This window comes from Faecalibacterium sp. An192 (genome assembly GCF_002160175.1).
Taxonomy (GTDB): Bacteria; Bacillota; Clostridia; order Oscillospirales; family Ruminococcaceae; genus Faecalibacterium.
The window spans coordinates 1-23,513 of the sequence record NZ_NFKB01000038.1; the positions used below are offsets into that span (position 1 = coordinate 1).

General features: G+C 58.7%; 21 protein-coding genes and 6 tRNA genes. 14 read left to right on the top strand and 13 right to left on the bottom strand.

Annotation, left to right across the window (positions count from 1 at the left end; translation table 11 throughout):
• Nucleotides 1–144: 144 nt before the first annotated feature.
• On the bottom strand, nt 145–471 hold the full coding sequence (locus B5F27_RS11480) for a branched-chain amino acid transporter permease (protein ID WP_087367806.1): 327 nt from the start codon (nt 469–471) through the stop codon (nt 145–147).
• Nucleotides 468–1,160, bottom strand: a complete 693-nt coding sequence (locus B5F27_RS11485; RefSeq protein WP_087367808.1) for an AzlC family ABC transporter permease — start codon at nt 1,158–1,160, stop codon at nt 468–470. Before B5F27_RS11485 ends, B5F27_RS11480 begins: the two co-directional genes overlap by 4 nt.
• Before the next feature lie 259 nt (nt 1,161–1,419).
• On the opposite strand from B5F27_RS11485, the gene pta reads away from it, so the two are divergent.
• Complete coding sequence (gene pta, locus B5F27_RS11490; RefSeq protein ID WP_087367811.1) at nt 1,420–2,445, top strand: phosphate acetyltransferase; 1,026 nt, start codon at nt 1,420–1,422, stop codon at nt 2,443–2,445.
• A gap of 77 nt (nt 2,446–2,522) precedes the next feature.
• Here the strand turns inward: pta and B5F27_RS11495 are convergent, their stop codons facing one another.
• From B5F27_RS11495 to B5F27_RS11510, 4 genes are all read right to left on the bottom strand, one after another.
• Nucleotides 2,523–2,723, bottom strand: a complete 201-nt coding sequence (locus tag B5F27_RS11495) for a helix-turn-helix transcriptional regulator (RefSeq protein ID WP_087249692.1) — start codon at nt 2,721–2,723, stop codon at nt 2,523–2,525.
• 2 nt (nt 2,724–2,725) lie between these two features.
• On the bottom strand, nt 2,726–3,394 hold the full coding sequence (locus tag B5F27_RS11500) for a DUF3796 domain-containing protein (protein ID WP_087367814.1): 669 nt from the start codon (nt 3,392–3,394) through the stop codon (nt 2,726–2,728).
• Nucleotides 3,395–3,605: 211 nt separating this feature from the next.
• Nucleotides 3,606–5,009, bottom strand: a complete 1,404-nt coding sequence (gene gltA / locus B5F27_RS11505; RefSeq protein WP_087367818.1) for an NADPH-dependent glutamate synthase — start codon at nt 5,007–5,009, stop codon at nt 3,606–3,608.
• 2 nt (nt 5,010–5,011) lie between these two features.
• The gene (locus B5F27_RS11510) at nt 5,012–5,854 is read right to left on the bottom strand and encodes a sulfide/dihydroorotate dehydrogenase-like FAD/NAD-binding protein (RefSeq protein ID WP_087249698.1); all 843 of its coding nucleotides are present in this window, start codon (nt 5,852–5,854) and stop codon (nt 5,012–5,014) included.
• A 215-nt stretch (nt 5,855–6,069) separates the two neighbouring features.
• On the opposite strand from B5F27_RS11510, the gene B5F27_RS11515 reads away from it, so the two are divergent.
• The 7 genes from B5F27_RS11515 to B5F27_RS11545 all read left to right on the top strand — a co-directional run bounded on the left by B5F27_RS11515 (nt 6,070) and on the right by B5F27_RS11545 (nt 10,345).
• Nucleotides 6,070–6,145, top strand: a tRNA-Gly gene (locus tag B5F27_RS11515).
• A gap of 6 nt (nt 6,146–6,151) precedes the next feature.
• Nucleotides 6,152–6,227 (top strand) — tRNA-Val (locus tag B5F27_RS11520).
• A gap of 3 nt (nt 6,228–6,230) precedes the next feature.
• A tRNA-Asp gene (locus B5F27_RS11525) sits at nt 6,231–6,307 on the top strand.
• A gap of 4 nt (nt 6,308–6,311) precedes the next feature.
• Nucleotides 6,312–6,387, top strand: a tRNA-Phe gene (locus tag B5F27_RS11530).
• Nucleotides 6,388–6,391: 4 nt separating this feature from the next.
• Nucleotides 6,392–6,467 (top strand) — tRNA-Gly (locus B5F27_RS11535).
• Between the two features lie 217 nt (nt 6,468–6,684).
• A complete protein-coding gene (locus B5F27_RS11540) occupies nt 6,685–8,469 on the top strand; it encodes an ABC transporter ATP-binding protein (RefSeq protein ID WP_158098239.1) in 1,785 nt (594 codons plus the stop codon).
• Nucleotides 8,462–10,345, top strand: coding sequence for an ABC transporter ATP-binding protein (locus B5F27_RS11545; protein WP_087367824.1), 1,884 nt, complete (start codon nt 8,462–8,464; stop codon nt 10,343–10,345). Before B5F27_RS11540 ends, B5F27_RS11545 begins: the two co-directional genes overlap by 8 nt.
• Before the next feature lie 88 nt (nt 10,346–10,433).
• On the opposite strand, the gene B5F27_RS11550 is transcribed toward B5F27_RS11545, so the two are convergent.
• Nucleotides 10,434–11,075, bottom strand: a complete 642-nt coding sequence (locus B5F27_RS11550) for a CatA-like O-acetyltransferase (protein WP_242962176.1) — start codon at nt 11,073–11,075, stop codon at nt 10,434–10,436.
• Nucleotides 11,076–11,407: 332 nt separating this feature from the next.
• Between B5F27_RS11550 and B5F27_RS11555 the strand changes: the two genes are divergently transcribed.
• Both B5F27_RS11555 and B5F27_RS11560 read left to right on the top strand, forming a co-directional pair.
• On the top strand, nt 11,408–12,373 hold the full coding sequence (locus tag B5F27_RS11555) for a hypothetical protein (protein ID WP_087245579.1): 966 nt from the start codon (nt 11,408–11,410) through the stop codon (nt 12,371–12,373).
• Between the two features lie 109 nt (nt 12,374–12,482).
• Nucleotides 12,483–12,565: transfer RNA gene (locus tag B5F27_RS11560), tRNA-Leu, on the top strand.
• A 69-nt stretch (nt 12,566–12,634) separates the two neighbouring features.
• Here B5F27_RS11560 and B5F27_RS11565 read toward each other — a convergent pair.
• The 3 genes from B5F27_RS11565 to B5F27_RS11575 form a co-directional block, all read right to left on the bottom strand.
• Complete coding sequence (locus tag B5F27_RS11565; protein ID WP_087367827.1) at nt 12,635–13,351, bottom strand: zf-HC2 domain-containing protein; 717 nt, start codon at nt 13,349–13,351, stop codon at nt 12,635–12,637.
• Nucleotides 13,338–13,823 (bottom strand): sigma-70 family RNA polymerase sigma factor, encoded by a 486-nt coding sequence (locus B5F27_RS11570; protein WP_242962177.1) that lies wholly within the window; start codon nt 13,821–13,823, stop codon nt 13,338–13,340. Before B5F27_RS11570 ends, B5F27_RS11565 begins: the two co-directional genes overlap by 14 nt.
• 232 nt (nt 13,824–14,055) lie before the next feature.
• On the bottom strand, nt 14,056–15,276 hold the full coding sequence (locus B5F27_RS11575) for an aminotransferase class I/II-fold pyridoxal phosphate-dependent enzyme (protein ID WP_087367834.1): 1,221 nt from the start codon (nt 15,274–15,276) through the stop codon (nt 14,056–14,058).
• A 231-nt stretch (nt 15,277–15,507) separates the two neighbouring features.
• On the opposite strand from B5F27_RS11575, the gene B5F27_RS16825 reads away from it, so the two are divergent.
• The gene (locus B5F27_RS16825) at nt 15,508–16,488 is read left to right on the top strand and encodes a hypothetical protein (RefSeq protein ID WP_087367837.1); all 981 of its coding nucleotides are present in this window, start codon (nt 15,508–15,510) and stop codon (nt 16,486–16,488) included.
• Here the strand turns inward: B5F27_RS16825 and B5F27_RS11585 are convergent.
• From B5F27_RS11585 to B5F27_RS11595, 3 genes are read right to left on the bottom strand one after another with little or no spacing between them, the layout of a single operon-like run.
• The gene (locus B5F27_RS11585) at nt 16,482–17,837 is read right to left on the bottom strand and encodes an ATP-binding protein (protein WP_087245587.1); all 1,356 of its coding nucleotides are present in this window, start codon (nt 17,835–17,837) and stop codon (nt 16,482–16,484) included. The genes B5F27_RS16825 and B5F27_RS11585 overlap by 7 nt on opposite strands.
• The gene (locus tag B5F27_RS11590; RefSeq protein WP_087245589.1) at nt 17,834–18,523 is read right to left on the bottom strand and encodes a response regulator transcription factor; all 690 of its coding nucleotides are present in this window, start codon (nt 18,521–18,523) and stop codon (nt 17,834–17,836) included. Before B5F27_RS11590 ends, B5F27_RS11585 begins: the two co-directional genes overlap by 4 nt.
• Nucleotides 18,520–20,349 carry a Na/Pi cotransporter family protein gene (locus B5F27_RS11595; protein WP_087367841.1) on the bottom strand — a complete coding sequence of 610 codons (1,830 nt, stop codon included), beginning with the start codon at nt 20,347–20,349 and terminating at the stop codon, nt 18,520–18,522. The genes B5F27_RS11590 and B5F27_RS11595 overlap by 4 nt, the downstream gene beginning before the upstream one ends.
• Nucleotides 20,350–20,742: 393 nt before the next feature.
• Here B5F27_RS11595 and hprK point away from each other — a divergent pair, with 393 nt between their 5' ends.
• The 3 genes from hprK to rapZ are packed head-to-tail and all read left to right on the top strand — an operon-like array spanning nt 20,743 to nt 23,488.
• Nucleotides 20,743–21,678 carry an HPr(Ser) kinase/phosphatase gene (gene hprK, locus B5F27_RS11600; RefSeq protein WP_087245593.1) on the top strand — a complete coding sequence of 312 codons (936 nt, stop codon included), beginning with the start codon at nt 20,743–20,745 and terminating at the stop codon, nt 21,676–21,678.
• A gap of 27 nt (nt 21,679–21,705) precedes the next feature.
• Nucleotides 21,706–22,605 carry a UDP-N-acetylmuramate dehydrogenase gene (murB, locus tag B5F27_RS11605; protein ID WP_087367853.1) on the top strand — a complete coding sequence of 300 codons (900 nt, stop codon included), beginning with the start codon at nt 21,706–21,708 and terminating at the stop codon, nt 22,603–22,605.
• A gap of 19 nt (nt 22,606–22,624) precedes the next feature.
• The gene (rapZ, locus tag B5F27_RS11610; protein WP_087245595.1) at nt 22,625–23,488 is read left to right on the top strand and encodes an RNase adapter RapZ; all 864 of its coding nucleotides are present in this window, start codon (nt 22,625–22,627) and stop codon (nt 23,486–23,488) included.
• Nucleotides 23,489–23,513 lie beyond the last annotated feature (25 nt).

Genomic DNA, 23,513 nt, shown 5'->3' on the forward strand with positions numbered 1-23,513 from the left:
ACTGGCCTGGCTCCGCTCTCGCTTCGCCAGGCCAGTCTTTGATTCGCTTGTTCTACCCCTTGCAGGCCTCTTTTTTGTACTGTCCGCACAATATGGGGCGGTTCAAACCGGGCCGGCGGTACGCTTTTTCTTTGGCTTGACGGTTTATCGGAAGATGTTCTGGACCAGAACCATGTACAGGATGGTTCCCGCTGCAATGCTCAGCAGGGTGTTTTTCCGCCACTTGTGCAGCACCACAATAAAGGCAATGGCGATCAGCTCCGGCAGGCCGTGCCAGGAGGTGAACACGGCATCTTTGAGGCAGTAGACCACCAGCAGGCCGATGACGGCGTAGGGGAGGACGGTGCCCAGATATGTGATGGCAGCAGGCGGCTTTCGGCCCTCGGGGAAAACCAGAAAGGGAAGAAACCGGGTCAGCATGGTGGCCAGCACCACCGCCGCAATGGTGAGGATGCTCTGTGTGGTGGTCATTGGTCCACCTCCCGTTCCAGACTGCGGCGGCCCAGCAGGAAGCTCAGGACAATCAGCGCCATGGCCGGCACAATGAAGGAACTGCTGCCGAAAACCAGCAGGCAGATCAGCGAACAGCCCAGCCCCGCCAGGGCGGGCCGATGGTCTTTGGACTCTTCCCACTGGTTGATGAACATGACCACAAACAGGGCCGTCATAACAAATTCGATGCCGGTGGTGTCAAAGTGAATCACATATCCCAGCAGCGCCCCCAGGGTGGCGCCGGTCACCCAGTAAATGTGGTTCAGCAGGGTGACAAAGAACATGAACCATCCCCGGTCCACGTCCGGCGGCGGGGTGACGGTGCAGTTGATGGAGAAAGACTCGTCGCACATCCCAAAAATCAGATAGAACTTTTTCCAGCCGGTGCGGCGGTATTTCTGCAGCATGGACAGCCCATAAAACAGATGGCGGGCGTTGACCATCAGCGCCAGCAAAAAGGCGTGCAGGGGGTTGAAGGCCGACAGCAGCAGTTCCACTGTGACGAACTCCATGGACCCCGCAAAGATAAACAGGCTCATGCACAGCGGATAGACAAACGAAAACCCCTTGCTCCGCATCAGAAAGCCGTAAGAAATCCCCAAAAACAAAAAGCCGACACAGATGGGCAGCGTGTAGGGGAGAGCGGCTTTCAGCGCCTTGCGTTTCATCCTGATTCCCTCTTTCCTCTGAGCTCCCGGACATGAGATGCCCGGGACGGTATTTCCTATTTTGCAACGGTTCCGGGGATCTGTCAAGGGAGCGCCGGGCCGGAGGATGGGGAATCCGGAGGAAGAAAGGCGTAAAATTTCATAGAAAATCCGAATTGCGTATTGAAGTTTCAGCGCCTTGTGTTAAAATAAGAGAGAAAGAGCTTCTTGTGTCCAACATAGGAAGTGAAATTTGGTAACGTTATCGGAGGTAATCAAAATGGCAGATATGTTTGCGCCGCTGGTAGAGCAGCTGAAGGCGAACCCCAAGACCATCGTTTTCACTGAGGGCAGCGACCCCCGCATTCTGGAGGCCGCCAGCAAGCTGCTGGCCGAGAAGGTCCTGAACGTCGTCATGGTCGGCAACAAGGCTGAGTGTGAGGCAGCGGCTGCAGCAGGCAACTTTGATATTTCGGGCGCTGAGATTATCGACCCCGATACCTATGAGGGCTTTGACGAGATGGTCAGCACCATGGTCGAGCTGCGCAAGGGCAAGATGACCGCAGAGGAGTGCGCCAGCCTGCTGAAGAAGTCCAACTACTTCGGCACCATGCTGGTCAAGATGGGCAAGGCTGACTGCCTGCTGGGCGGCGCCACCTACTCCACCGCCGACACCGTCCGTCCCGCTCTGCAGCTGATCAAGACCAAGAAGGGCGCTCACCTGGTGAGCTCCTGCTTCATTCTGGACCGCGACTGGGGCGATGAGGGCCTGAAGCGGATCGCCATGGGCGACTGCGCCATCAACATCGACTATCAGGACACCGTGGACAAGGCTACCGGCGAGGTCAAGCTGTCCGCTGCGGACAAGCTGGCTGAGGTGATTGTCGAGACCGCCAAGACCGCTGCCATCTTCGGCATCGACCCGAAGGTCGCCGTCCTGAGCTTCTCCACCAAGGGCTCCGGCAAGGGCGGCACCGTGGCTCTGAGCCACGACGCCACCATCAAGGCTCAGGCTCTGGCTCCTGACCTGGCCATCGACGGCGAGCTGCAGTTCGACGCAGCCGTCTCGCCCGAGGTCGCTCAGACCAAGTGCAAGGGCAGCAAGGTGGCTGGCCAGGCCAACACCTTCATCTTCCCCTGCATCGAGGCCGGCAACATCGGCTATAAGATCGCCCAGCGCCTGGGCGGCTATGCCGCTTACGGCCCCATCCTGCAGGGCCTGAATGCCCCCATCAATGACCTGTCCCGCGGCTGCAACGCCGACGAGGTCTACAAGATGAGCCTGATCACTGCCTGCCAGTCCTAACAGGTTTTCGTCCGCACTCAAAGCAATAATGAAAGCCGCCCGGTTCTCCTCAGAGGGAGCCGGGCGGCTTTTTTGGGTCAATCGAACTGGAAAATGTCCTCAATGGGGGCTTCCACCGCCCGGGCGATATCCACCGCCAGCTTGAGGGAGGGGTTATACTGGGCTTTTTCCAGCCGCATGATGGTTTCGCGGCGCACCCCGACCTGGGCGGCCAGCTGTTCCTGGGTGAGGCCTTTGGCCAGGCGGTACTGTTTGAGATGGCAGACAAAATCCGGCATGGTCAGCCCTCGCTTTCATCGGGCTGCTCGTCGTGGTCGTAGCGGTAGAGCAGATACTCCCCGAGGAAGATTCCCAGCGCCAGAGCCAGGGTCACGGCGATGATGTAGAACATGAAGGTGCGGGCCAGGCTGCCCCCAAGGGCGCCCTGTCCCAGGAGAATGGTGGCCACAAAGATGATTTTCAGCGCGGTCTGGTTGGCGTTGAAATGCGCCCGCATCCAGTTTTCCTTGTAGCGCTCGTCCATCAGAGTATGGGACATTTTGCCCTCATAGAAGAACCCGAAGAACCCAAAGAAGATGAAAAAGACAAAGGGGAACACGCTTCCGCTGCGCTGATAGGTCCAAAACCCGCTGAATCCCAAAAAGCCCAGCAGACCCAGAAAACCCAGCTTGGGCGATACCGTCCGGGTAAACTGCGAAGCGGCCGGACTGCGCCGCTGGCCCGTGAAAGCCCGCACCCACAGCACTACCAGATAGGCGGCGTACAGAAGAACCAGGCCCAGAGACAACAGCATGGGCAGGTCTTTGGGAGAAAAGACGTAGGTGGAAAAATCCATGGGCTTGACCAGTCGTCCGTCGTTGTAACAGATGGCGTACCAGCTGGAAGCTGCCATGACGCCGGCGCACACCAGCCCGGGCAGGACGATCCGAAGAATAGTTTGCTTTTTCATAAGAACGCCTCCAAAAGAGATGTATTTGTATCCTTGTGAGATAAATATATCTCTTTTTGAGCTGGGTGTCAATGGGAATGAGACAAATTTTTCTCTTTTGGAGGATGCAATTTGCCTCTCTCAGCCCGAGACCGGCAAATCTGGGAGACACAAAAAATCCCCCGCACCGGCTGGGATGCAGGGGACTTGCAAAGCAAAATGATGTTAGGGTTTAGGCGTTGGCCTTGGACTTGATGTACTCGTCGATGGCCTTGGCGGCAGCCTTGCCGGCGCCCATGGCCTTGATGACGGTAGCAGCGCCGGTGACGGCGTCGCCGCCGGCATAGACGCCCTCACGGCTGGTGTCGCCGGCCTCGCCGCCGGTGACAATGCAGCCATGCTTGTTGGTCTCCAGGCCGGGGGTGGTGGAGCGGAGCAGGGGGTTGGGGCTGGTGCCCAGGCTCATGATGACGGTGTCCATCTCCAGAGTGAACTCGCTGCCCGGGATCTCCACGGGACGGCGGCGGCCGGAGGCGTCAGGCTCGCCCAGCTCCATCTGGATGCAGGTGATGGCCCGGACAAAGCCGTTGTCGTCGGCCAGAATCTCCACGGGGTTGGTGAGGGTCTTGAAGATGATGCCCTCCTCCTCGGCGTGCTCGATCTCCTCCTTGCGGGCGGGGAGCTCCTCCATGCCGCGGCGATAGACGATGTAGACCTTCTCGGCGCCCAGACGCAGAGCGCTGCGGGCAGCATCCATGGCCACGTTGCCGCCGCCTACGACAGCCACCGACTTGCCCACATAGATGGGGGTCTTGCTGTCGGGCCGATAGGCCTTCATCAGGTTGGAGCGGGTCAGGAACTCGTTGGCGGAGTAGACGCCCTTGAGGCTCTCGCCGGGGATGCCCATGAACCGGGGCAGGCCGGCGCCGGAACCGATAAACACGGCCTCGTAGCCGTACTGACCCATCAGCTCGTCAACGGTCAGCACCTTGCCGATGACCATGTTGCACTCAAAGTCCACGCCGATGGCCTTCAGGCCGTCGATTTCCTGCTGGACAATGGCCTTGGGCAGACGGAACTCGGGGATGCCGTACATCAGGACGCCGCCTGCCACGTGCAGAGCCTCATAGACGGTGACCTTGTAGCCCATCTTGGCCAGGTCGCCGGCGGCGGTCAGGCCGGCAGGGCCTGCGCCAATCACAGCCACCTTGTGGCCGTTGGGAGTGGGAACCACCGGGTCGGTGTGGACGTTCTCACGGTGCCAGTCGGCCACAAAGCGCTCCAGACGGCCGATGCCCACGGCCTCGTTCTTGATGCCGCGGGTGCAGCGGCCCTCGCACTGGCTCTCCTGGGGGCAGACACGGCCGCAGACGGCGGGCAGGGAAGAGTCCTCGCTGATGATCTGATAGGCGGCTTCAAAGTTGCCCTCGGCCACCTGGGCGATGAAATCGGGGATCTTGATGCCCACGGGGCAGCCCTCCACACAGGGCTTGTTCTTGCAGTGGATGCAGCGCTTGGCCTCATTGACGGCCATCTCGGCGGTGTAGCCCAGGGCCACCTCGTTGAAGTTCTTGTTCCGAACGTTGGGGTCCTGGGTGGGCATGGGGCACTTTTTGGGGTCCATATTGAAAGCCATGATTACTTTACCTCCATCTGCAGCAGATTGCAGGCCTTTTCGCGGGCATGGGTCTCAAAGGGCCGGTACATGGAGCCGCGGGCCATCGCCTCGTCAAAATCCACCAGGTCGCCGTCAAAGTCGGGGCCGTCCACGCAGGCGAACTTGGTCTTGCCGCCCACGGTCAGGCGGCAGCCGCCGCACATGCCGGTGCCGTCAATCATGATGGGGTTCATGGAAACAACGCTCTTGATGCCGTACTTCTGGCAGGTCTTGACCACGAATTTCATCATGATCAGGGGACCGATGGTGATGACTTCGTCGTACTGGTTGCCGGCGGCAATCAGCTCCTCCAAAGCGGCGGTGACGACACCCTTGGTGCCGTAGCTGCCGTCGTCGGTCATCACCTTCAGGATGTCGCTGCATGCAGTGAACTCATCCTCCAGGATCAGCAGATCCTTGGAACGGAAGCCCACCACGCTGTGGACCACACAGCCCTGCTCGTGCAGCTTGCGGGCCACCGGCAGCGCGATGGCGCAGCCGACGCCGCCGCCCACTACGCAGACCTTCTTCAGGCCTTCGGTCTCGGTGGCGCGGCCCAGGGGGCCCACGAAATCGTGGACGCTGTCGCCCTCGTTCAGGGTGTTCAGCTCCATGGTGGTGCCGCCCACAATCTGGAAGATGATGTCTACCGTACCTGCCTGTCGGTCATAGCCGGCGATGGTCAGGGGAATGCGCTCGCTGTCCTCAAAGGGACGGATGATGATAAACTGACCCGGCTGCGCCTTCTGCGCGATCAGGGGCGCTTCGATGACCATTTTGGTCACCGTGGGGTTCAGCACGACCTTTTGGATGATCCGGTACATGGCGATAACTCCTTTATATACTTATTGTTCCTTTCCCGCAGCAGAGGGCTGACCCCTCTGCCGCCATAACAGTATTCATTATACAATTTTTAGGGAAATAATGCAATGCAAACTGTATTTTGCAAAAAATGCAAAATTAGTGGTTGACAAGTGCGGGGGTTTTGAGTATAATAGCTTTCGTCGCCGGTCCTACGGCGGCACACCACATGAAATAAGCGGCCGTAGCTCATCTGGTAGAGCGCCACCTTGCCAAGGTGGAGGTAGCGAGTTCGAGCCTCGTCGGCCGCTCCATTCTGTGGAAGTTTAGCTCAGCTGGGAGAGCATCTGCCTTACAAGCAGAGGGTCAGCGGTTCGAGCCCGTTAACTTCCACCATGTGGCCCGGTAGCTCAGTTGGTTAGAGCACCAGCCTGTCACGCTGGGGGTCGTCGGTTCGAGCCCGATCCGGGTCGCCATTATGCCTCTGTAGCTCAGTTGGTAGAGCAGGGGACTGAAAATCCCCGTGTCATTGGTTCGATTCCGATCGGAGGCACCATTATGCGGCCGTAGCTCATCTGGTAGAGCGCCACCTTGCCAAGGTGGAGGTAGCGAGTTCGAGCCTCGTCGGCCGCTCCATCACGAAAACCTGTTCCTGATATCAAGTCGGGAACAGGTTTTTTGTTGTGTCTGCGGCAGAAAGAGCGGCGCTCCCCGGGGCAGTTTTGGGCTTGGTTGAGCAAAGTGCAAACCCCGGTTGACAAAGCCTGTTCTGTCGGGATATACTGATGGGACATGCGGCAAAATGGAAAGAAAAAACAGGCTTTTTGCCTGGCAGGACAAGGAGGAATCAAGCTTGATCTTTGGCAAGTATATCAACCGCTATTATTGGAAGCATGCGCCCACTTTGCTGCTGGGTGTGGCGGCGCTGATCCTGGTGGATTACATGCAGCTGATTATCCCGGAGCTGTACCGGATGCTCATCAACGGCATCAACAGCGGCTCGGTGCTGGTGGAGGGGGTGCCGACGCCTTTCACCAAAGAGGTTCTGATGCAGAATATCTGCCTGCCCATGATCGGAATCATTGTCTCGCTGATCACCGGCCGCTTTTTGTGGCGCATCTGCTTTTTCGGGGCGGCCATCCGGGTGGAGACCGATCTGCGCAACCGGATGTTTGACCACAGCAAGGATTTGTCCCAGGCCTATTACCAGGTGAACAAGGTGGGCAACCTCATGAGCCTCTACACCAACGACCTGGACACCATTCAGGAGTGTTTCGGCGACGGCGTGCTGATGTTCTGCGATGCGCTGTTCCTGGGCCTGCTGGCTTTTATTAAGATGTGGCAGATGGACCGGTCTCTGACCATGATGGCCATGATCCCGGCCTTTCTGATGTTCCTGGTGGGCAGCATTGTGGGGCGGGTGATGACCCGCCGATGGGAGGAGCGCCAGCAGGCCTTCTCGGACCTGTCCGACTTCGCCCAGGAGAATTTCTCGGGCATCGCGGTGGTCAAGGCCTTTGTCAAGGAGACCAAGGAACTGATGGCCTTCCGCAAGCTCAACCGGGAAAACGAGAAAATCAACGTCATCTATACCCGGATTTCCACCCTGCTGAACATCCTGGTCACCCTGTTTGTGGAGTCGGTAACCTGCGTTATTCTGGGTTACGGCGGCTATCTGGTCTATGTGGGACGGTTCAACGCGGGCCAGCTGGTGGAATACATCGGCTACTTCTCGGCCATTGTCTGGCCCATCATGGCCGTTTCCATGCTGATCGAAAAGACCTCCCGCGGCAAGGCCTCCCTGAACCGGATCACCGAGCTGCTGGACGCACCGGTGGATGTGGCCGACCGTCCCGGCGTCCACGAGCTGACCGACCCCAAGGGTGAAATCTCCTTCCGGCACCTGACCTTCCGCTACCCTGACGGGGAATACGATGTGCTGAAGGACATCTCCTTCACCATCTACAGCGGAGAGCGGGTGGGCATTGTGGGCAAGACCGGCGCCGGCAAAACCGCCCTGGTGGATCTGATTCTGCGGATTTACAATGTGCCGGACGGCACCCTGTTCATGGACGGCCAGGACGTCAACACCCTGTCCATCCGCTCGGTGCGCTCGGCCTGCGCCTATGTGCCCCAGGACAATTTCCTGTTCTCGGACACCATCTCTCATAACATCGCCTTCGGTCTGGATGACGCCGACCCGGCCCAGATCGAGCGTGCGGCCCGGATGGCCGACGTCCACGACAACGTGGCCGCCTTCAAAGAGGGCTACAATACCGTTCTGGGCGAGCGCGGCGTGACGGTGTCGGGCGGCCAGAAACAGCGCATTTCCATTGCCCGGGCTCTGCTGCTGGACGCACCCGTCCTGATTCTGGACGACTCGGTCTCGGCGGTGGACACCCGCACTGAGAAGGTGATTCTGGACAACCTGAACGCCGAGCGGGCAGGGAAGACCACCATCCTGATTGCCCACCGCATCTCCACCGTGGAGCGGATGGACAAGATTGTCTTTATTGACGACGGCTGCGTGGTGGATGTGGGCAGCCATGAGGCCCTGTACGAACGCTGTGAGGAATACCGCAAGATGGTGGACCTGCAGCGGCTGGAAGATGAGCTGGGAGGTGGAAACCATGACTGAGCTGAACCCGCTTGTTTTGGCCGGGGGAATCATCGGCACCGTGTCGGTTCTTCTGATTGTGGCCTATGCCACCGTCAAGGACAAAAAGACCTCCATGGGCTTTGAGCGGAACATCTCGGACGGCGAGATCATCCGCCGCCTGGCCCATTACGCCCGGCCTTATCTGGGCAGTTTCATTGCGGCCGGCCTGCTGATGCTGTTCTCCATCGTCTACGACATTGTTTCCCCGCTGATTGTGGGCGCCGTGGAGGAGATGCTGGTGGGGGACTTCACCCTGGACGCCCTCTTTTGGATGGTGGCGGCCTATGCGGGCATCCTGGTCTTTTCCATGGTGAGCTCCTATTTCCAGGCAGTGATCCTCCAGAAAGCCGGCCAGCGGATTATTTCGGACCTGCGGGAGGACCTGTTCACCCACATTGAGTCCCTGGCCCATGAACAGCTGAACGAGATCCCTGTGGGCAAACTGGTGACCCGCGTGACCAACGATACCAACGCCATCTCGATGATGTTCACCAATCTTCTGGTCAACCTGGCGAAGAACTGTTTTGTGATTCTGGGCATCCTGGGGGCCATGCTGATGGTCAACTATGAGCTGACCCTGATGATCCTCTGCTTTGTGCCCTTCATCGTGCTGTTCACCGTCATTTTCCGCAAGTTCTCCCGCCGGGCCTACCGGCGGGTCAAGGACTGCACCACAGACATCAACACCTATCTGTCCGAGAACCTGTCGGGCATCAAAATCACCCAGATTTTCGGCCGGGAGGACGCCCGGATGGAGGATTTCCGCCGCCGCAGCGAGGCGCTGGGCAAGGCCAAGCGGGATGAAATCTTTGTGTTCGGCGTGTTCCGCCCGCTGGTGTATATGCTGTACGTCAGCTCGGTGCTGTGCCTGTTCTATCTGGGCGGCATGGGGTATCTGGACGGGGTGTCCTTCCTGGGACAGACCATTTCCGGCGGCACCATCGTCACTTTCTATATGTATATCTCCAAGTTCTATAACCCCATCCAGAACCTGGCCGAACAGTTCAACTGGCTGCAGTCGGCCATGGCTTCCTCCGAGAAGGTGTTCTCGATTCTGGACCTGCAGCCGGTGATGACCGATGCCCCCGACGCCATCGACCTGCCCGAGATCAAGGGAGAAATCGAGTTCCGGGATGTGTGGTTCAGCTATATTCCCGGAGAGTGGGTGCTGAAGGGCGTTTCCTTCCATGTGGAACCCCGGCAGACGGTGGCCTTTGTGGGCTCCACCGGCTCGGGCAAAACCACCATCCTCTCCCTGATCTGCCGCAATTATGAGTTCCAGCGGGGACAAATCCTGATCGATGGGGTGGATATCCGCAAGATCAAGATTTCCTGCATCCGCCGCCACTTCGGCCAGATGCTGCAGGATGTGTTCCTGTTCTCGGGCACCATCCGGAGCAATATTGTGCTGCGGATGGAGGACGTTCCCGATGAGCGGATTATGGAGGTCTGCCGCTATGTGAACGCGGACCGCTTCATCCAGAAGCTGGACGGCGGCCTGGATGAGCCGGTGCGGGAGCGGGGCAATAACTTCTCGGCGGGCCAGCGCCAGCTGATCTCCTTTGCCCGGACCATTCTCCATGAGCCCTCGGTCATGATTCTGGACGAGGCCACCGCCAACATCGACACCGAGACCGAACAGCTGATCCAGGATTCCCTGGAAAAGATGCGGTCGGTGGGAACCATGCTCATCGTGGCGCACCGCCTGTCCACCATCCAGCATGCCGACAACATTGTGGTGCTGTCCCATGGCCGGATCATTGAGCAGGGAAATCACCAGGAACTGCTGGAGAAGCGGGGCCGCTATTACCAGCTCTACACCCTCCAGTATCACCGCGAACAGATGAAAAAGTAACCATAAACAAAGCAGCTCCGTCCCGGGCCAAGAAACCCGGCGGCGGAGCTGCTTTTTCTATTCACAGACCGCGGCGTCAGGCGCCGGGTCAGTCTTCAGAAAAGGTGTTGATCTGTTCCTGAACCTCTGTGAAAAACCGGGACAGATGGAAACCATCCGCCACCGCATGATGGATGTTCATGGTCAGGGGCATGATCAGACGGCCCTGCTGGAGCTCGTATTTGCCCCAGGTGACGACAGGGGCAAGAAAGGTTCCCTCATCGAACACATGCACATCAAAATGGCGGTAATGGACCCACGGCAGACAGGACACATCGAAAAAGTTGGGCGGCTGATGTTCCACAATGCCGCGGACATCCCGGCAGGTTTCCTGATCCCGCAGAAAGCGGGCGTGAAACTCCCGGAGATCCTCGCAGAAGGGTGTGACCAGCTTGGTGCATTGCTCGTCATTTTGGTCGAAAACGGCGTAGCTGGGGGAGATGGAATCCCACCGGATGAGATGCCCCTCCGGGTCCCAGCTGTATTTAAAGTGGTCGTGGGCATTGACAGCCTTTGAAACCACCCAGATCATGCAGGGGTAAAACCGCAGCCCGTTTTGTCTGGCGTATTTCACCAGAGGCGTCACGTCCACATCCACCGTCAGGCTCATCACCACCCGCATCCGCTGGATGTAAAACTGGAACAGTTTGCCCCGCTCCCATGCGTTCAGATCAACTCTTTGAAAATTCATATGGATTCTCCTTTGCACCTGTATCGGTAAGTCAAACAGACGTGCAAAGCTGTGGGGATAGAAATGGCTTCCCCATACAAGTCTATCCCGTCAAGCCTTGCATGGAGATGCTGCAATGCAGAGTTTCATTTCATCGCCTCCTTTTCAAGGGATAGATTCATTATAAATGCTGCCGCACGGAATGTAAAGCCTCCGCTATTTGTGTAATTTGCTCAAAACGGGTTTACTTGCCGCGGCGGTGCTGGTAAAATGGAACCAGAAAAAGAACCCCGGACAGGCATCAGAAAGCAGGGAGGCACGCCGGCCCGGGCCTCAGAAGGAGTTGATCTTGCATGATTGAAACCATCCAGCGGGTTGCCATCGCCATCGCGGTGGCGGTCGCGGTGACAGGAGCGGTTCAGGACTGGTCCAAGGATGTTCCGTCGGTGACCACCAATTACTACGAACAGACCCAGACCGGCGGCGCCATCGAGGAGAAGTACACCGCCATGGGAGAATACGACGTCTCCTATACCGATTATCCGGCCCGGGATTTTTTGATTGAGCGGTACGAAGTTTGGTATCCCTCGGCTCTGAAAGAGGAGAGCGGCAAGCAGTGGCCGGTGGTGGTCATGGCCAATGGCACCGGAGTGGCCGCTTCGCGGTATTCGCCGATCTTTCAGCATCTGGCATCCTGGGGCTTTGTGGTGATCGGCAACGAACAGCAGAATTCCTGGAACGGCAGCAGTTCCGACGGCGCTCTGGACCTTCTGGTGGAGCTGAACGAGGATGAAGAAAGCGTCTTTTACCACAAGCTGGACCTGGAATGCGTCGGCGCCGCAGGACATTCCCAGGGCGCCATCGGCGCCATTAATGGCGTGACCAATCAGAAAAACGGCTGGCGGTATAAGGCCCTCTACACAGCCAGCACCCCCTCCAGCCGGTATGCCTCCACGCTGAACTGGGAGTACGACGTCTCCAAAATTGAAATTCCCTACTTTATGGCCGCAGGCACCGGCCTTTTGGATGCCGGCGAAGCAGGTGTGCCGGAAGTGGTAGAGGACACCCAGGAGGTTTCCATCTCGCCCCTGTGGTCCCAGGAAGAAAACTACAGCGGCGTCCCGGCATCCACGCCCAAACTGCGGGCCCGCCGCACCGGCGCCGACCACGCCGAGATGCTGCCCTGGGGCGACGGCTACATGACCGCCTGGTTTATGTACTGGCTGCAGGGGGACACCGAGGCCGGCAAAGCCTTCTTTGGGGAGGACGCCGAAATCCTGTCCAATCCCTGCTGGCAGGACATCGAAAAAAATCTTTGACCCCGGCAAACCGCGCCTGGCCGTTCTTTTGGACGGCCGGGCTTTTTTGCGGCCAAAATTTTGGATTGACAATTCCCTTGCAGATTGGTAGACTAAATACGCATTCCATGCGGGAGTGGCGGAATGGCAGACGCGCTGGTTTTAGGCACCAGTTCCGAAAGAGTGAGAGTTCGACCCTCTTCTCCCGCACCATACAAAGACCCCCAGTCCCTTTCCAGCAGGAGAGGAGCCGGGGGTTTTGTTTTGGATTAAGGTTCTCTTTTAGTCAGGCTGGGATGAAGTGCCACAAATGGAAAACGGACTAAGAACGCTCTGGGCCTTTTCTTCGATTTCTTCGGGTGCAGCCGGGAGCTCGGTTTTTCCGTCCCAGATCAAAAGCCGGCTGTTTCCCTGTGTGTAATAGATGGGCAGGCTGCCCGTCCCGTCCGAAGCCGATTCAGGAGTGCGGACAAAGCAATAGCTTCGCTCGCCGAGAGAAGTTCCTCCGCTCTGCCACAAGCTCAAAAGCGAGTAACCCATCTGAATTTCATAACAGGAAAGATCCTCAGAAATTCCGTCGCGATAGGAAATGCCGTTGATCAAGCGCTCGTCCTTTGAGGGGAGGAGTTCAAAATAAATGGAGCCATCCGACAGCTGGTAGAGATGGTTGACTTCAAAGTCAAATGCATGCTGGCGGAAAGCGATCAGGTAAAGTGCCGCTGAGAAGAGGAACATGCAGCATACCGCAAAGCAAATCATTTTATATACGCCGGCCCGATGTACCTTTTTCAGAAAACCCACTCCGCCGGCATCGTCAAAGGGGATGGATTCGCTCTGCAGTTTCAGAGGGGATGTAAGAGCTTGGTATTTAAGAGTGCAGTTTTTGCATTGGGACAAGTGCGATTGGATGGCATCTGCGGTTTCTGCGCCGACCAAGTGGTCAACATACAGAGGCAAAAGGTCTTCCACAAGATAACACGGCAGCTCAATCTTTTTCATAACTGGCTTTCAACCTCTCTTTCGCTCGGTAATAGGTGACTCTTGCCCAGTTGGCACTTTGATTCAATACCTGACCGATTTCTTCAAAGGTAAGGTTGCTGGCAAGGCGGAGATAAACAACGGTTTTGTAGGGCTCGTCCAGGGAAGTGATCTTTTTGTAAAACGTGATTCGCTCCTCCGACTCGTCTACAATCTGGTCCATCGGGTCATAAGAGCACTCGGCGGCAGCCTCCTGGCTGATAAGATGGAAGTCTCTTTTTTCTTTGGCGCACTGTTTTAGCCATAGATTTTTGCCGATCTGAAACAACCAGGTTTTCAGCTGGCAGCTGCCGTCGTAGCGCTTGATGCACCGGATGGCCTGATAGAATGTTTCTGCGGTCAGTTCCTCTGCCGTTTCAGGCGAATGGGAGAGACCAAGAAGAAACCAGTACAGAGGTTTTGCATAGTTTTGGTACATGTTCTCCACATCCACATCGCTCAATCCGATCACCTCTTTTCCGTGAAACAAGAAATCAACCGGTCAAATTGTTTGTGCCAATCTATTACTATATCCCGAAAAGGTGCAAATGGTTACACAGAGCTGGAGGAATCTCTGTTTTGCTTGAAATATGCTCCGCTTTTTGTGCAAAATTGCCAGACGTTCAAAATAAAACAGGCCATCCCGCGGGATGGCCTGTCTTGCGTTTCGGAGACAAATAGGAGGATTATTGTGCGTTGAAGACGTACCGGTCCAAACGGTCAAAAGCCTCCTGAATGCGGGAGAAGGGGAGAGCCAGATTCATCCGCACCGAGCAGGGCCCATGGAACATCCGCCCGTCCTGAATGGCAACGCCCACCGCCCAGGCCGCTTTTTCTACGTCGTCGATGGTTTTGCCGTGGGCGCTGCACCAGTCGGTGCAGTCCACAAAGAGCATGTAGGTGCCCTCGGGCTTGCTGACGGTGACGCCCTGGAAGTGATCCCGGATATAGTCACAGGCGTAGTTGATGTTGTTGGACAGGACCTGGCACAGCTCATCCACCCAGACATAGCCCTCCGGCTTGTAGGCGCCGATCAGGGCATGCATGGAGAGAACGTTCATGTCGTTGTAATGACACTTGGAGCTTTTGGCCACGCAGCGGTCCCGAAGATAGCTGTTGTAGATGATGTGGTAGCTGCCGACCAGACCGGCCAGGTTGAAGGTCTTGCTGGGGGCGTAGAGGGCGATGGTGCGGTTGCGGGCGTCCTCGCTGATGCTCTGGGTGGGGATATGCTTGTGCCCGTTCAGGAGGATGTCGGACCAAATCTCGTCCGAAATGACCACGCAGTCGTTGGCCTTGTAGACCTCCATGGCCTTTTCCAGCTCCCAACGCTCCCAGACGCGGCCGCAGGGGTTGTGGGGACTGCAGAGGATGGCGGTGTGGATGTGGTACTTTTTCAATTTGCGGTCCATGTCCTCGTAGTCCATCCGCCAGACGCCCTGTTCGTCCTTGACCAGGGGCGTATGAACAATCTTGTAGCCGTTGTTGGTGAGGGACTTGGTGAATCCGATGTAGGTGGGGCTGTGGACCAGAACCGGGTCGCCGGGGGCGGTGCAGCAGGTCAGAGCGCTGACCACGCCGCCCAGAACGCCGTTTTCGTAGCCGATGCACTCCCGGGTCAGCAGGGCAGGGTCACAGCCGTTGCGGGTGACCTGCCACCGGATGATGGAGTCATAGTATTCATCGCTGGGCGAAAAGTAGCCGAATGCGGGGTGCTGGGCCCGCTGGATGATGGCCTCGGTGACGGTGGGCACCGTGGGGAAGTTCATGTCGGCAACCCACATGGGAATGGCGTCAAATCCTTCGCCGGGAGCCTCGGGAGCAAAACCGGGGTTGCGGCCCAGGCTGTCCACCGCGATGGCATCCTTGCCGTGCCGCTCCAGAATCGAAGTGAAATCGTACTGCATGTCAAATCGTCTCCTTTGGTGATGCTTTTGGGCGTTTGGTATCAGTGTAGCACACTGTGCCCGGCGGGTCAATGCCGCCCCTTGAGCGGGCGGGGCATGATATTCCGCGGCCCGGCGGCGCATACTATAGCATATCGCAATTCAGGTCGCTTTTTGTTCCGGCATGGATGAAAAAACGGCTTTCCGCGTACAATCAAGATGTTTCAATTTCTTCTGCAAGGAGGCGGAAATATGGCAAGCCGTGGCCGCACCCTCAAGTATCTGGCCGCCGCGCTGCTGGCGGCGTTTTGTTTGGCCTTTGCCCGCACCGACACCACCGAAAAAAGCATGGTCCGCGCCATCCTGCTGGAGCAGGGGGAGACAGACTGGACCGTCGGCCTTCTCTACCAGGCCCCCGAGGCCTCGGCGGATTCCTCTGAGGTGTCGGACGGCATCGGTTTTGCGGCGGCCCAGGGCCCCAACCTGGAACGCGCCCTGAACAATGCCGCCTCCCTTTTGCCGCTGGACGCCAATTTCCGCCTGTGTGACTATCTGCTGTTGCTGCCGGGAAGCAGCTGGCAGACCATCAGCGAGTACGAATCCCTGGTGCTGACCCGCCAGTGCGGCCGGACCAGCGCCCTGATGGCTGCCTGCGATTTTACCTGTGAGGATCTGTCGGAAGCCACCGAGGAGAGCGGCGAACTGCTGACCGCCCTGCTGCAGACCCTGAAACAGGCCCAGCGTTCCTCACCGCGTCTGTATGAAACCCGGACCGACGGGGGCCTGCTGCTGCCTCTTCTGGCGGTGGAGGAAGATGTGCTCTCCGTCCAGCCGGAGGGGTGGTTTCTCTCCCAGACCGAGCAGACCCAATGGGACGCCCAGAAAACGGCGGTTTACCGCCTCCTGACAGGACGGGGCGAGGAATTCACCTTTTGGATGGGGGAGCACCCCTTGACGCTGCGCCGGCCGCTGTTGAGTGTGGCGGTGGAAGGTGACGGCAGCTTTGCCGTTCGGCTGGACTGCCAGACGGCGGCAGACAGCGCCGACCCCACCCCGGAGGAGCTGGCCCAGCTGGGAACCCTGTGCACCCAGCTTTTGCAGGAGCGATGGCAGGCCGGGCAGGACCTGATTGGTCTGGGGGCCTGTGCCGCTCTGCGGGATGGCAGCGCGGCCCGTCTGGACCCAACAAAAAACGCCTGCCCGCAGCTGCGGACAGACGTTGCCGTTTATTGAGGTTTGGATTCAAAGGTGATCGTGACGGTGGTACCCTGGCCCAGCTCGCTATCCAGCGTGATGCGGGCCCCGTGGATGCGGGCGATCTGCTTGACGATGGCCAGACCCAGACCGGTGCCGCCGGTGGCTTTGCTGCGGCTCTTGTCTACCCGATAGAACCGCTCAAAGACGCTGGCCTGTGCCTCCTTGGGAATGCCGATGCCGTTGTCCTGAACCATGAGGTAGGGACAGCCTTCCTCGTTGTGGCCGGTCTTTAAGAGGACCCGGCCGCCCGGCTGATTGTACCGGATGGCGTTGTCGCACAGGTTCTGGCACAGTTCCTCCAGCAGGTTGGGGGAGCCGACGACCTGAACCCCTTCGCCCTGTACGTTCAGGGTGACGTAGGCGCGGCGGGCGTTCATCTTGAGCCGGTCGGTGCATTCCTTGGCGAGGACCGACAGGTCCACCGGCTCCATGACAGGGGAGTCATGGGTGCCGCCGGAGGAATCCAGGTGGGACAACTGAATGATGTCGTTCACCAGACGGATCATCCGGCTGGCCTCGCTGTGGATTTTCTGCCCGAAAGAAACGATGTCCTCGGGACGGGCCAGCCCGGTCTCGATCATTTCCGCATAGCCCGAAATACTGGTCAAAGGCGTCTTGAGTTCGTGGCTGACGTTGGCGGTGAACTCCTGGCGCATTTTTTCGTTGCTCTCCCGCACGGCGCGGTCAGAACAGATGGCGTCCGCAAAGGGAACCAGCTCAGTATAGGGAACGTTTTCCTGGATGCGGTCCAGATCGTGGGCCATGTTCAGCATGGGGCGGACCAGGCGGCGGGTGAGAACCCTTGCCAGCAAAACCCCGATGCCCAGAATCACCAGACAGCTGAACAGAATGGCCGGCAGAGCTTCATTGTACAGGGTCCAGATGGTCTGGGCATCCTGGCCGATGCGCAGGACGTTGCCATCCTGCAGGAGAACTGCATAGTAGTAGGTTTCATAGCCGGTGGTAGCCGAGTCGCGGATGTCCTTTCCCTTGCCGGACGAAAAGGCCTGCTGGACCTCGGGGCGGGAGAGATGGTTTTCCATCTCCTCCTGCTCGTCGGCGTCGGTGGACTCATAGAGGACGGTGCCGTCGGGGGAAATCAGGGTGATGCGGACGCGGTCATAGGCGAAGTTGCTCAGGCTCTGGGTGTCGTGTTCGTACTGGGACACCAGGATGGCGGATTCGTTTTCCAGAGCCCTCCAGGCCTGCATGGTGAAAGCGCGGTGAAAGACAAAGATGCAGACCGCCGCCGCCAGCACCACGCCCATCAGCCCCATGGTATAGAGCCGGCGGCTGATGGTTTCCTCCATGCTGCGGGTTTTCATTCCTCGCTGCCCTCCTCGCTGTCGGCCAGCTTATAGCCGACCTTGCGGACGGTGAGGATGTAGCTGCCCGCGCTGCCCAGCTTTTTGCGCAGGGTGCGGATGTGCATGTCCACCGTCCGGCTTTCCACCGAAATGTCGGTGCCCCACACCACCTGCAGGATGGTCTCGCGGGTCACCACCAGATTGGTGTTTTCCAGCAGCAGACGCAGCAGGCTGTACTCCTTGTAGGTCAGATCCACCGGGGTGTCGCCCACCGTGACGCTGTGACGGGCATTGTCCAGCAGCAGCTCGTGGAAGGAGTAGACGTTGGGTTTGGCCGGCGGAGCCGAGCGGCGGAGCGCCGCCCGCACCCGGCTGAGGAATTCCATGATGCCGAAGGGCTTGGTGATATAGTCGTCTGCGCCGCAGTCCAGACCGCGGACGGTGTCCAGCTCGCTGGACTTGGCCGTCACCATGATGATGGGCAGCTGGCGCAGGGTGGGGGAGTTGCGCAGCTTCTTCAGGATGGAGAAGCCGTCCTCCCCCGGCAGCATGACGTCCAGAATGACCAGCTCCGGCTCCGAGGTTTTCATGGCGTGCCAAAAGGCCTCCGGTTCCTCGAAGGAACGTACATCGTATCCGCTGGACTGGAGTGCATACTGTTCCAGTTCCCGGATGGATGCGTCATCCTCTACAATATAGATCATGCGTTGCCTTCCTCCTTTTGGGCCTTGTCAGCCTCTGCAGATTTCTTTTCGGCAGCAGCTTCGTTGGACCCGGGGAAGGAATAACGTGCACGGTAGCGGTCGACTCTGCGCTGGAACGCTTCGCTCTCCTCGGCGGCGCGGTTGTGCCGCAGATCCGACAGATAAGCGTGGGTGTCAAAGCTGTCCTGCGCGACCTCGATCTGGGCCACGGCGATGTTGCTGCAGTGTGCGCTGATGCGGGAATAGCTGGTCAGCAGGTCGTCCAGCACAAAACCATAGGTGATGGAGCAGCTGCCGGCCTGCAGACGGGCGATGTGGCGGGCCTTGATGGCGCGGACCAGCTCGTTGACCACCGACTCCATCGGTTCCACCTTGCTGGCCAGGTGCAGGTCACCCTGACGGAAGGCTTCGGTGGTGCGGTTCAGCAGATCCTGCACCACATCCTCCAGGACGCTCAGTTCCTCCTGGGCGTCCACCGAGAAGGTGATGGACTTGTCGTGGATTTCCTGGGCGGAGTTCAGCAGGTTGATGGAGTAGTCGCTGATCCGCTCAAAGTCGCTGATGGTGTGCAGCAGGGTATTGACCTGCTGGCTGTCGTCGTGGTTGAGCTCGTAGCTGGACAGCTTGACCAGATAGGTGCCCAGCGCGTCCTCGTAGTTGTCCACCTGCTTTTCTTCTTCCTTGACCTTCTGGGCCAGGGTGGCGTCCCACTTGCGGGTCAGGCTCATGGCCTGCAGCACACCGATGCGGGCGGTCTCGGCCATCTTGGAAGTGACGGAACGGGCCTGGTCAGCTGCCACAGAGGGGGTGTTCAGCAGACGCTCGTCCAGCAGGGTGAAGCGCTCTTTCTTCTCGTCGTCGGGGATGGTCAGGTAAGCCAGACGCTCCAGCAGACTGGTGAAGGGGAGCAGCAGGGCGGTGGCGCCCAGGTTGAAGGCGGAGTGAACCACGGCGATGCCCCAGGGCTCGATCACGTCACCGATGAAGGAGAACTGGAACACGGCATTCAGGCCGTAGAAGGCCACCAGGAAGACCACCACGCCGATGATGTTGAAGTACAGGTGGACGATGGCAGCACGGCGGGCGTTCTTGTTGGTGCCCACCGAAGAAATCAGAGCCGTGGCACAGGTGCCGATGTTCTGGCCCATGATGATGGGGATGGCGCTGCCAAAGGTGATGACGCCGGTGGAGCTGAGAGCCTGCAGAATACCGACGCTGGCGCTGGAACTCTGGATGACGGCGGTGACCAGTGTGCCCACCAGAACACCCAGGATGGGGTTGGAGAAGCGGACAAACAGCTCGGTGAACCAGGGCTCATTCTCCAGCGGAGCGACCGAGTCGGACATAGCGGTCATGCCGGTCATCAGGATGGCGAAGCCCACCAGGATGCCGCCGATGCCCTTCTTGCGCTCGCCGCCGAACATGAACATCAGGATGCCGATGAACGCCAGCAGGGGGCTGAAGGTGGAGGGTTTCAGCATCTGAATCAGCAGGCTGTCGCCCTCCAGGCCGGTCAAGCTGAGAATCCAGCTGGTGACAGTGGTGCCCACGTTGCTGCCCATGATAATGCCGATGGCCTGGTGCAGCTCCATGATGCCGCTGTTGACGAAGCCGACCACCATGACGGTGGTGGCGCTGGAACTCTGGATGACGGCGGTGACCACCAGGCCCAACAGGAAGCCCTTGACAGGGTTGTCCGTCAGGCGGCTGAGAATTTTCTGCAGCTGGCTGCCAGCCTGCCGCTCAAGGGATTTGCCCATCAAATCCATTCCGTAGAGGAACAGAGCCAGGCCGCCAAGGAGAGAAAATAGATTTGTGATTGTCATACATATCCTCGTTTCTGCGGTGTGTCCGGTTCTCAAGGAAAAGCAGCGCACGTATCATCCAACTGGCCTGCGCGGTGCTCAGCATTGAGATGTTTCTTACAAGAATTTTACTTGTACTTGATTTAAGTATAGTGCGGCAATGTAAAATGTGAAATCGGCAATATGTAAAATCTACGTAAAGGCCAGTTTACATAAAGCGATGGTTCACGTCCGCCTTCAACAGTATACAAGAGAATGGGCTCAGACGCAATAAGACAAAAATGACCTTGTGGGAATTGTAATCCCAACCGGTTTTGATTATAATATAAAAAATGGGAAATTTGCGCACAGCCTGCAAGTCCCGACCGAAACGGACGGCTGCCGGACGCAGCCGGTCACAGGGAGGAAATAAGGATGGAAAATTTTACCGTATCACTCGCCAAACTGTCCGAGCGGGTCAATATGGAGGTGGTCTACAGCCCCCGGGATCTGAGCGAAATCAACGTTGAGATCGCCGAGGTCAACCGCCCGGGCCTGTTCCTGGCGGGGTACTATGAGTACTTTGACAACCTGCGTCTGCAGATCATGGGTCTGGCCGAGATGAACTTTCTGTCGGTCCAGACGCCCGACCGCCGCTATGAGGCCCTGGACCATCTGTTCGGCCAGATGCCGCCGGCGGTGATTGTCTCCCGCAGCGATGAGCTGACCCCGTTCCCCGAGATGCTGGAGCTGGCTCAGAAGTATAAGGTTGCGCTGCTGCGCTCCAACGAGGCCACCTGCGTTCTGATGGGCAGCCTCATCAGCTATCTGAACATGGAGCTGGCCCCCCGCATCACCCGGCACGGCGTTCTGGTGGAAGTGTACGGCGAGGGCATCCTGATCCTGGGCGACAGCGGCATCGGCAAGAGCGAGCTGGCCATTGAGCTGGTCAAGCGGGGCCACCGTCTGGTGGCCGACGACGCCGTCGAGCTGCGCAAGGTTTCCAACCGTCAGATCATGGGCACCGCCCCCGAGAATATCCGCCACTTCATCGAGCTGCGGGGCATCGGCATTGTCAACGTCGCCCGCGTGTACGGCGTGGGCGCCGTCAAGGTCACCGAGACGGTGGACCTGGTGGTCCAGCTGGAAGCCTGGGACCCCACCAAAAACTATCAGCGCACCGGTCTGGAGACCGAGTACTATGAGATTCTGGGGGTCAAGATCCCCAGCACGGCCATTCCGGTTTCTCCCGGACGCAACCTGGCCGTGGTGCTGGAGACAGCCGCCATCAACAACCGCCAGAAGAAGATGGGTTACAACGCAGCCAAGGAGCTGCTGATCCGTCTGGGTCTGGACGATACGGTAGACTGAGAGGGCAGAGCCTTGGAACAGAACACCATCGACGCATTGAGAGCAGGGCTGGACGCAGCCGGCGTTCCCTATCAGGAACAGGAGCCGCTGTCCGCCCATACCACCTTTAAAATCGGCGGCCCGGCAGCCTTTTTCATCCGGCCCACCCGGGAAGAAGAGCTGTGCAAAGCCGTCACCCTGTGCAAATCCCTGTCGGTGCCCTGCTATATTCTGGGCAACGGCAGCAACATCCTCTTTGGGGATAAGGGCTGGAACGGCGCCGTCATCTGCCTGGCCGGCATGAAGGGCGAAATCCAGCAGGAAGGAGATACCCTGTGGGCTCCGGCCGGCATGCCCCTGAGCATGCTCTGCATGGCAGCCCTGCAGGCCGGGCTCACCGGTCTGGAATTTGCCTATGGCATTCCCGGCACCGTGGGCGGCGCCGTGTATATGAACGCCGGCGCCTATGGCGGAGAGATGAAGGACGTTCTGGTCTTGGTGCGGCATCTGACCGCCGAGGGCGAGATCGTGGAGACGCCTGCCGCCGGGCTGGATTTGAGCTATCGCCACAGCATCTTTGAGGACAACGGGGACTGCATCCTCTCGGCCCAGGTGCGGCTGACGCCGGGTGATCCCCAGAAAATCAGCGACCAGATGAACGAACTGATGGGCCGCCGCCGCGACAAGCAGCCCCTGGATAAGCCCAGCGCAGGCAGCACTTTCAAGCGCCCGGTGGGCGCTTTTGCGGGCGCGCTGATCGAACAGTGCGGGCTGCGGGGCCACCGCCACGGCGGGGCCGCCATCAGTGAGAAGCACTGCGGCTTTGTGGTGAATCTGGGCGGGGCCACCTGCGCCGATGTGCTGGCCCTCTGCCAGGAAGTCCAGACCATTGTGAGGGAACAAACCGGCTTTACTCTGGAAAAGGAGATCCGGGTTGTAGAATGTTGAAGGAAGTAGGGGAGCGGTTATGGAGCTGTTGATTGTAAGCGGACTTTCGGGGGCGGGCAAATCCGTCTCGATGAATGCGCTGGAGGATATCGGGTATTTCTGTATGGACAATATCCCGGCCTGGCTGCTGCCGAAAATCGTGGCCTTTTCCCGGGCCGGCGACAGCCAGCTGGACCGGGTGGCCATCTCGATGGACGTGCGGGGCTGCCGCACCCGGGAGGAAATCCGGGAGGCGCTGGCCCAGCTGGATCTGCAGCAGACGCCCTATAAAATCCTCTTCCTGGATGCCTCGGACGAGGTCCTCTGCCGCCGCTACAAAGAGACACGCCGCCGCCACCCCATCAGCCAGGCGGAGGATATCCCCACCACCGAGGCCCTGGCCCGGGAACGGGAAATCCTGCAGCCTCTGCTGGACCGTGCCGACTACGTCATCGACTCTACTTTGCTGTCCACCGCCCAGAACAAGGAGCGGATCTGCGATCTGTTCCTGCCGGGCGGCGGGGCCAAGGCTGCCATGCGTCTGAACGTCATGTCCTTTGGGTTCAAGTTCGGTCTGCCGGGCGAGGCAGACCTGGTGCTGGACGTGCGCTGCCTGCCCAACCCCTTCTATGTGCCGGGCCTCAAGCATAAAACCGGCATGGACCAGGAAGTGGTGGACTATGTGATGCAGTTTGCCGAGTCCAGGGAGCTTTTGAAGCGGATTGAATACCTGCTGGATTACGCCATCCCCCTGTATGTCAAGGAAGGCAAGAGCGAGCTGACCATCGCAGTGGGATGCACCGGCGGCAAACACCGCTCCATCACCTTTGCCCGCAAGATCGCCGAATACTGCGAACAGCTGGGCTACGCCGTCAGCATTCAGCACCGGGACGCCGCCCGGTAAACCTATTATAAAAAGGAAGGAACAG

Coding starts and splice junctions, on each gene's coding strand:
- B5F27_RS11480 (WP_087367806.1), bottom strand. CDS start 471: ATGACCACCACACAGAGCATCCTCACCATTGCGGCGGTGGTGCTGGCC.
- B5F27_RS11485 (WP_087367808.1), bottom strand. CDS start 1,160: ATGAAACGCAAGGCGCTGAAAGCCGCTCTCCCCTACACGCTGCCCATC.
- pta (WP_087367811.1), top strand. CDS start 1,420: ATGGCAGATATGTTTGCGCCGCTGGTAGAGCAGCTGAAGGCGAACCCC.
- B5F27_RS11495 (WP_087249692.1), bottom strand. CDS start 2,723: ATGCCGGATTTTGTCTGCCATCTCAAACAGTACCGCCTGGCCAAAGGC.
- B5F27_RS11500 (WP_087367814.1), bottom strand. CDS start 3,394: ATGAAAAAGCAAACTATTCTTCGGATCGTCCTGCCCGGGCTGGTGTGC.
- gltA (WP_087367818.1), bottom strand. CDS start 5,009: ATGGCTTTCAATATGGACCCCAAAAAGTGCCCCATGCCCACCCAGGAC.
- B5F27_RS11510 (WP_087249698.1), bottom strand. CDS start 5,854: ATGTACCGGATCATCCAAAAGGTCGTGCTGAACCCCACGGTGACCAAA.
- B5F27_RS11545 (WP_087367824.1), top strand. CDS start 8,462: ATGACTGAGCTGAACCCGCTTGTTTTGGCCGGGGGAATCATCGGCACC.
- B5F27_RS11550 (WP_242962176.1), bottom strand. CDS start 11,075: ATGAATTTTCAAAGAGTTGATCTGAACGCATGGGAGCGGGGCAAACTG.
- B5F27_RS11555 (WP_087245579.1), top strand. CDS start 11,408: ATGATTGAAACCATCCAGCGGGTTGCCATCGCCATCGCGGTGGCGGTC.
- B5F27_RS11565 (WP_087367827.1), bottom strand. CDS start 13,351: ATGAAAAAGATTGAGCTGCCGTGTTATCTTGTGGAAGACCTTTTGCCT.
- B5F27_RS11575 (WP_087367834.1), bottom strand. CDS start 15,276: ATGCAGTACGATTTCACTTCGATTCTGGAGCGGCACGGCAAGGATGCC.
- B5F27_RS16825 (WP_087367837.1), top strand. CDS start 15,508: ATGGCAAGCCGTGGCCGCACCCTCAAGTATCTGGCCGCCGCGCTGCTG.
- B5F27_RS11585 (WP_087245587.1), bottom strand. CDS start 17,837: ATGAAAACCCGCAGCATGGAGGAAACCATCAGCCGCCGGCTCTATACC.
- B5F27_RS11590 (WP_087245589.1), bottom strand. CDS start 18,523: ATGATCTATATTGTAGAGGATGACGCATCCATCCGGGAACTGGAACAG.
- B5F27_RS11595 (WP_087367841.1), bottom strand. CDS start 20,349: ATGACAATCACAAATCTATTTTCTCTCCTTGGCGGCCTGGCTCTGTTC.
- hprK (WP_087245593.1), top strand. CDS start 20,743: ATGGAAAATTTTACCGTATCACTCGCCAAACTGTCCGAGCGGGTCAAT.
- rapZ (WP_087245595.1), top strand. CDS start 22,625: ATGGAGCTGTTGATTGTAAGCGGACTTTCGGGGGCGGGCAAATCCGTC.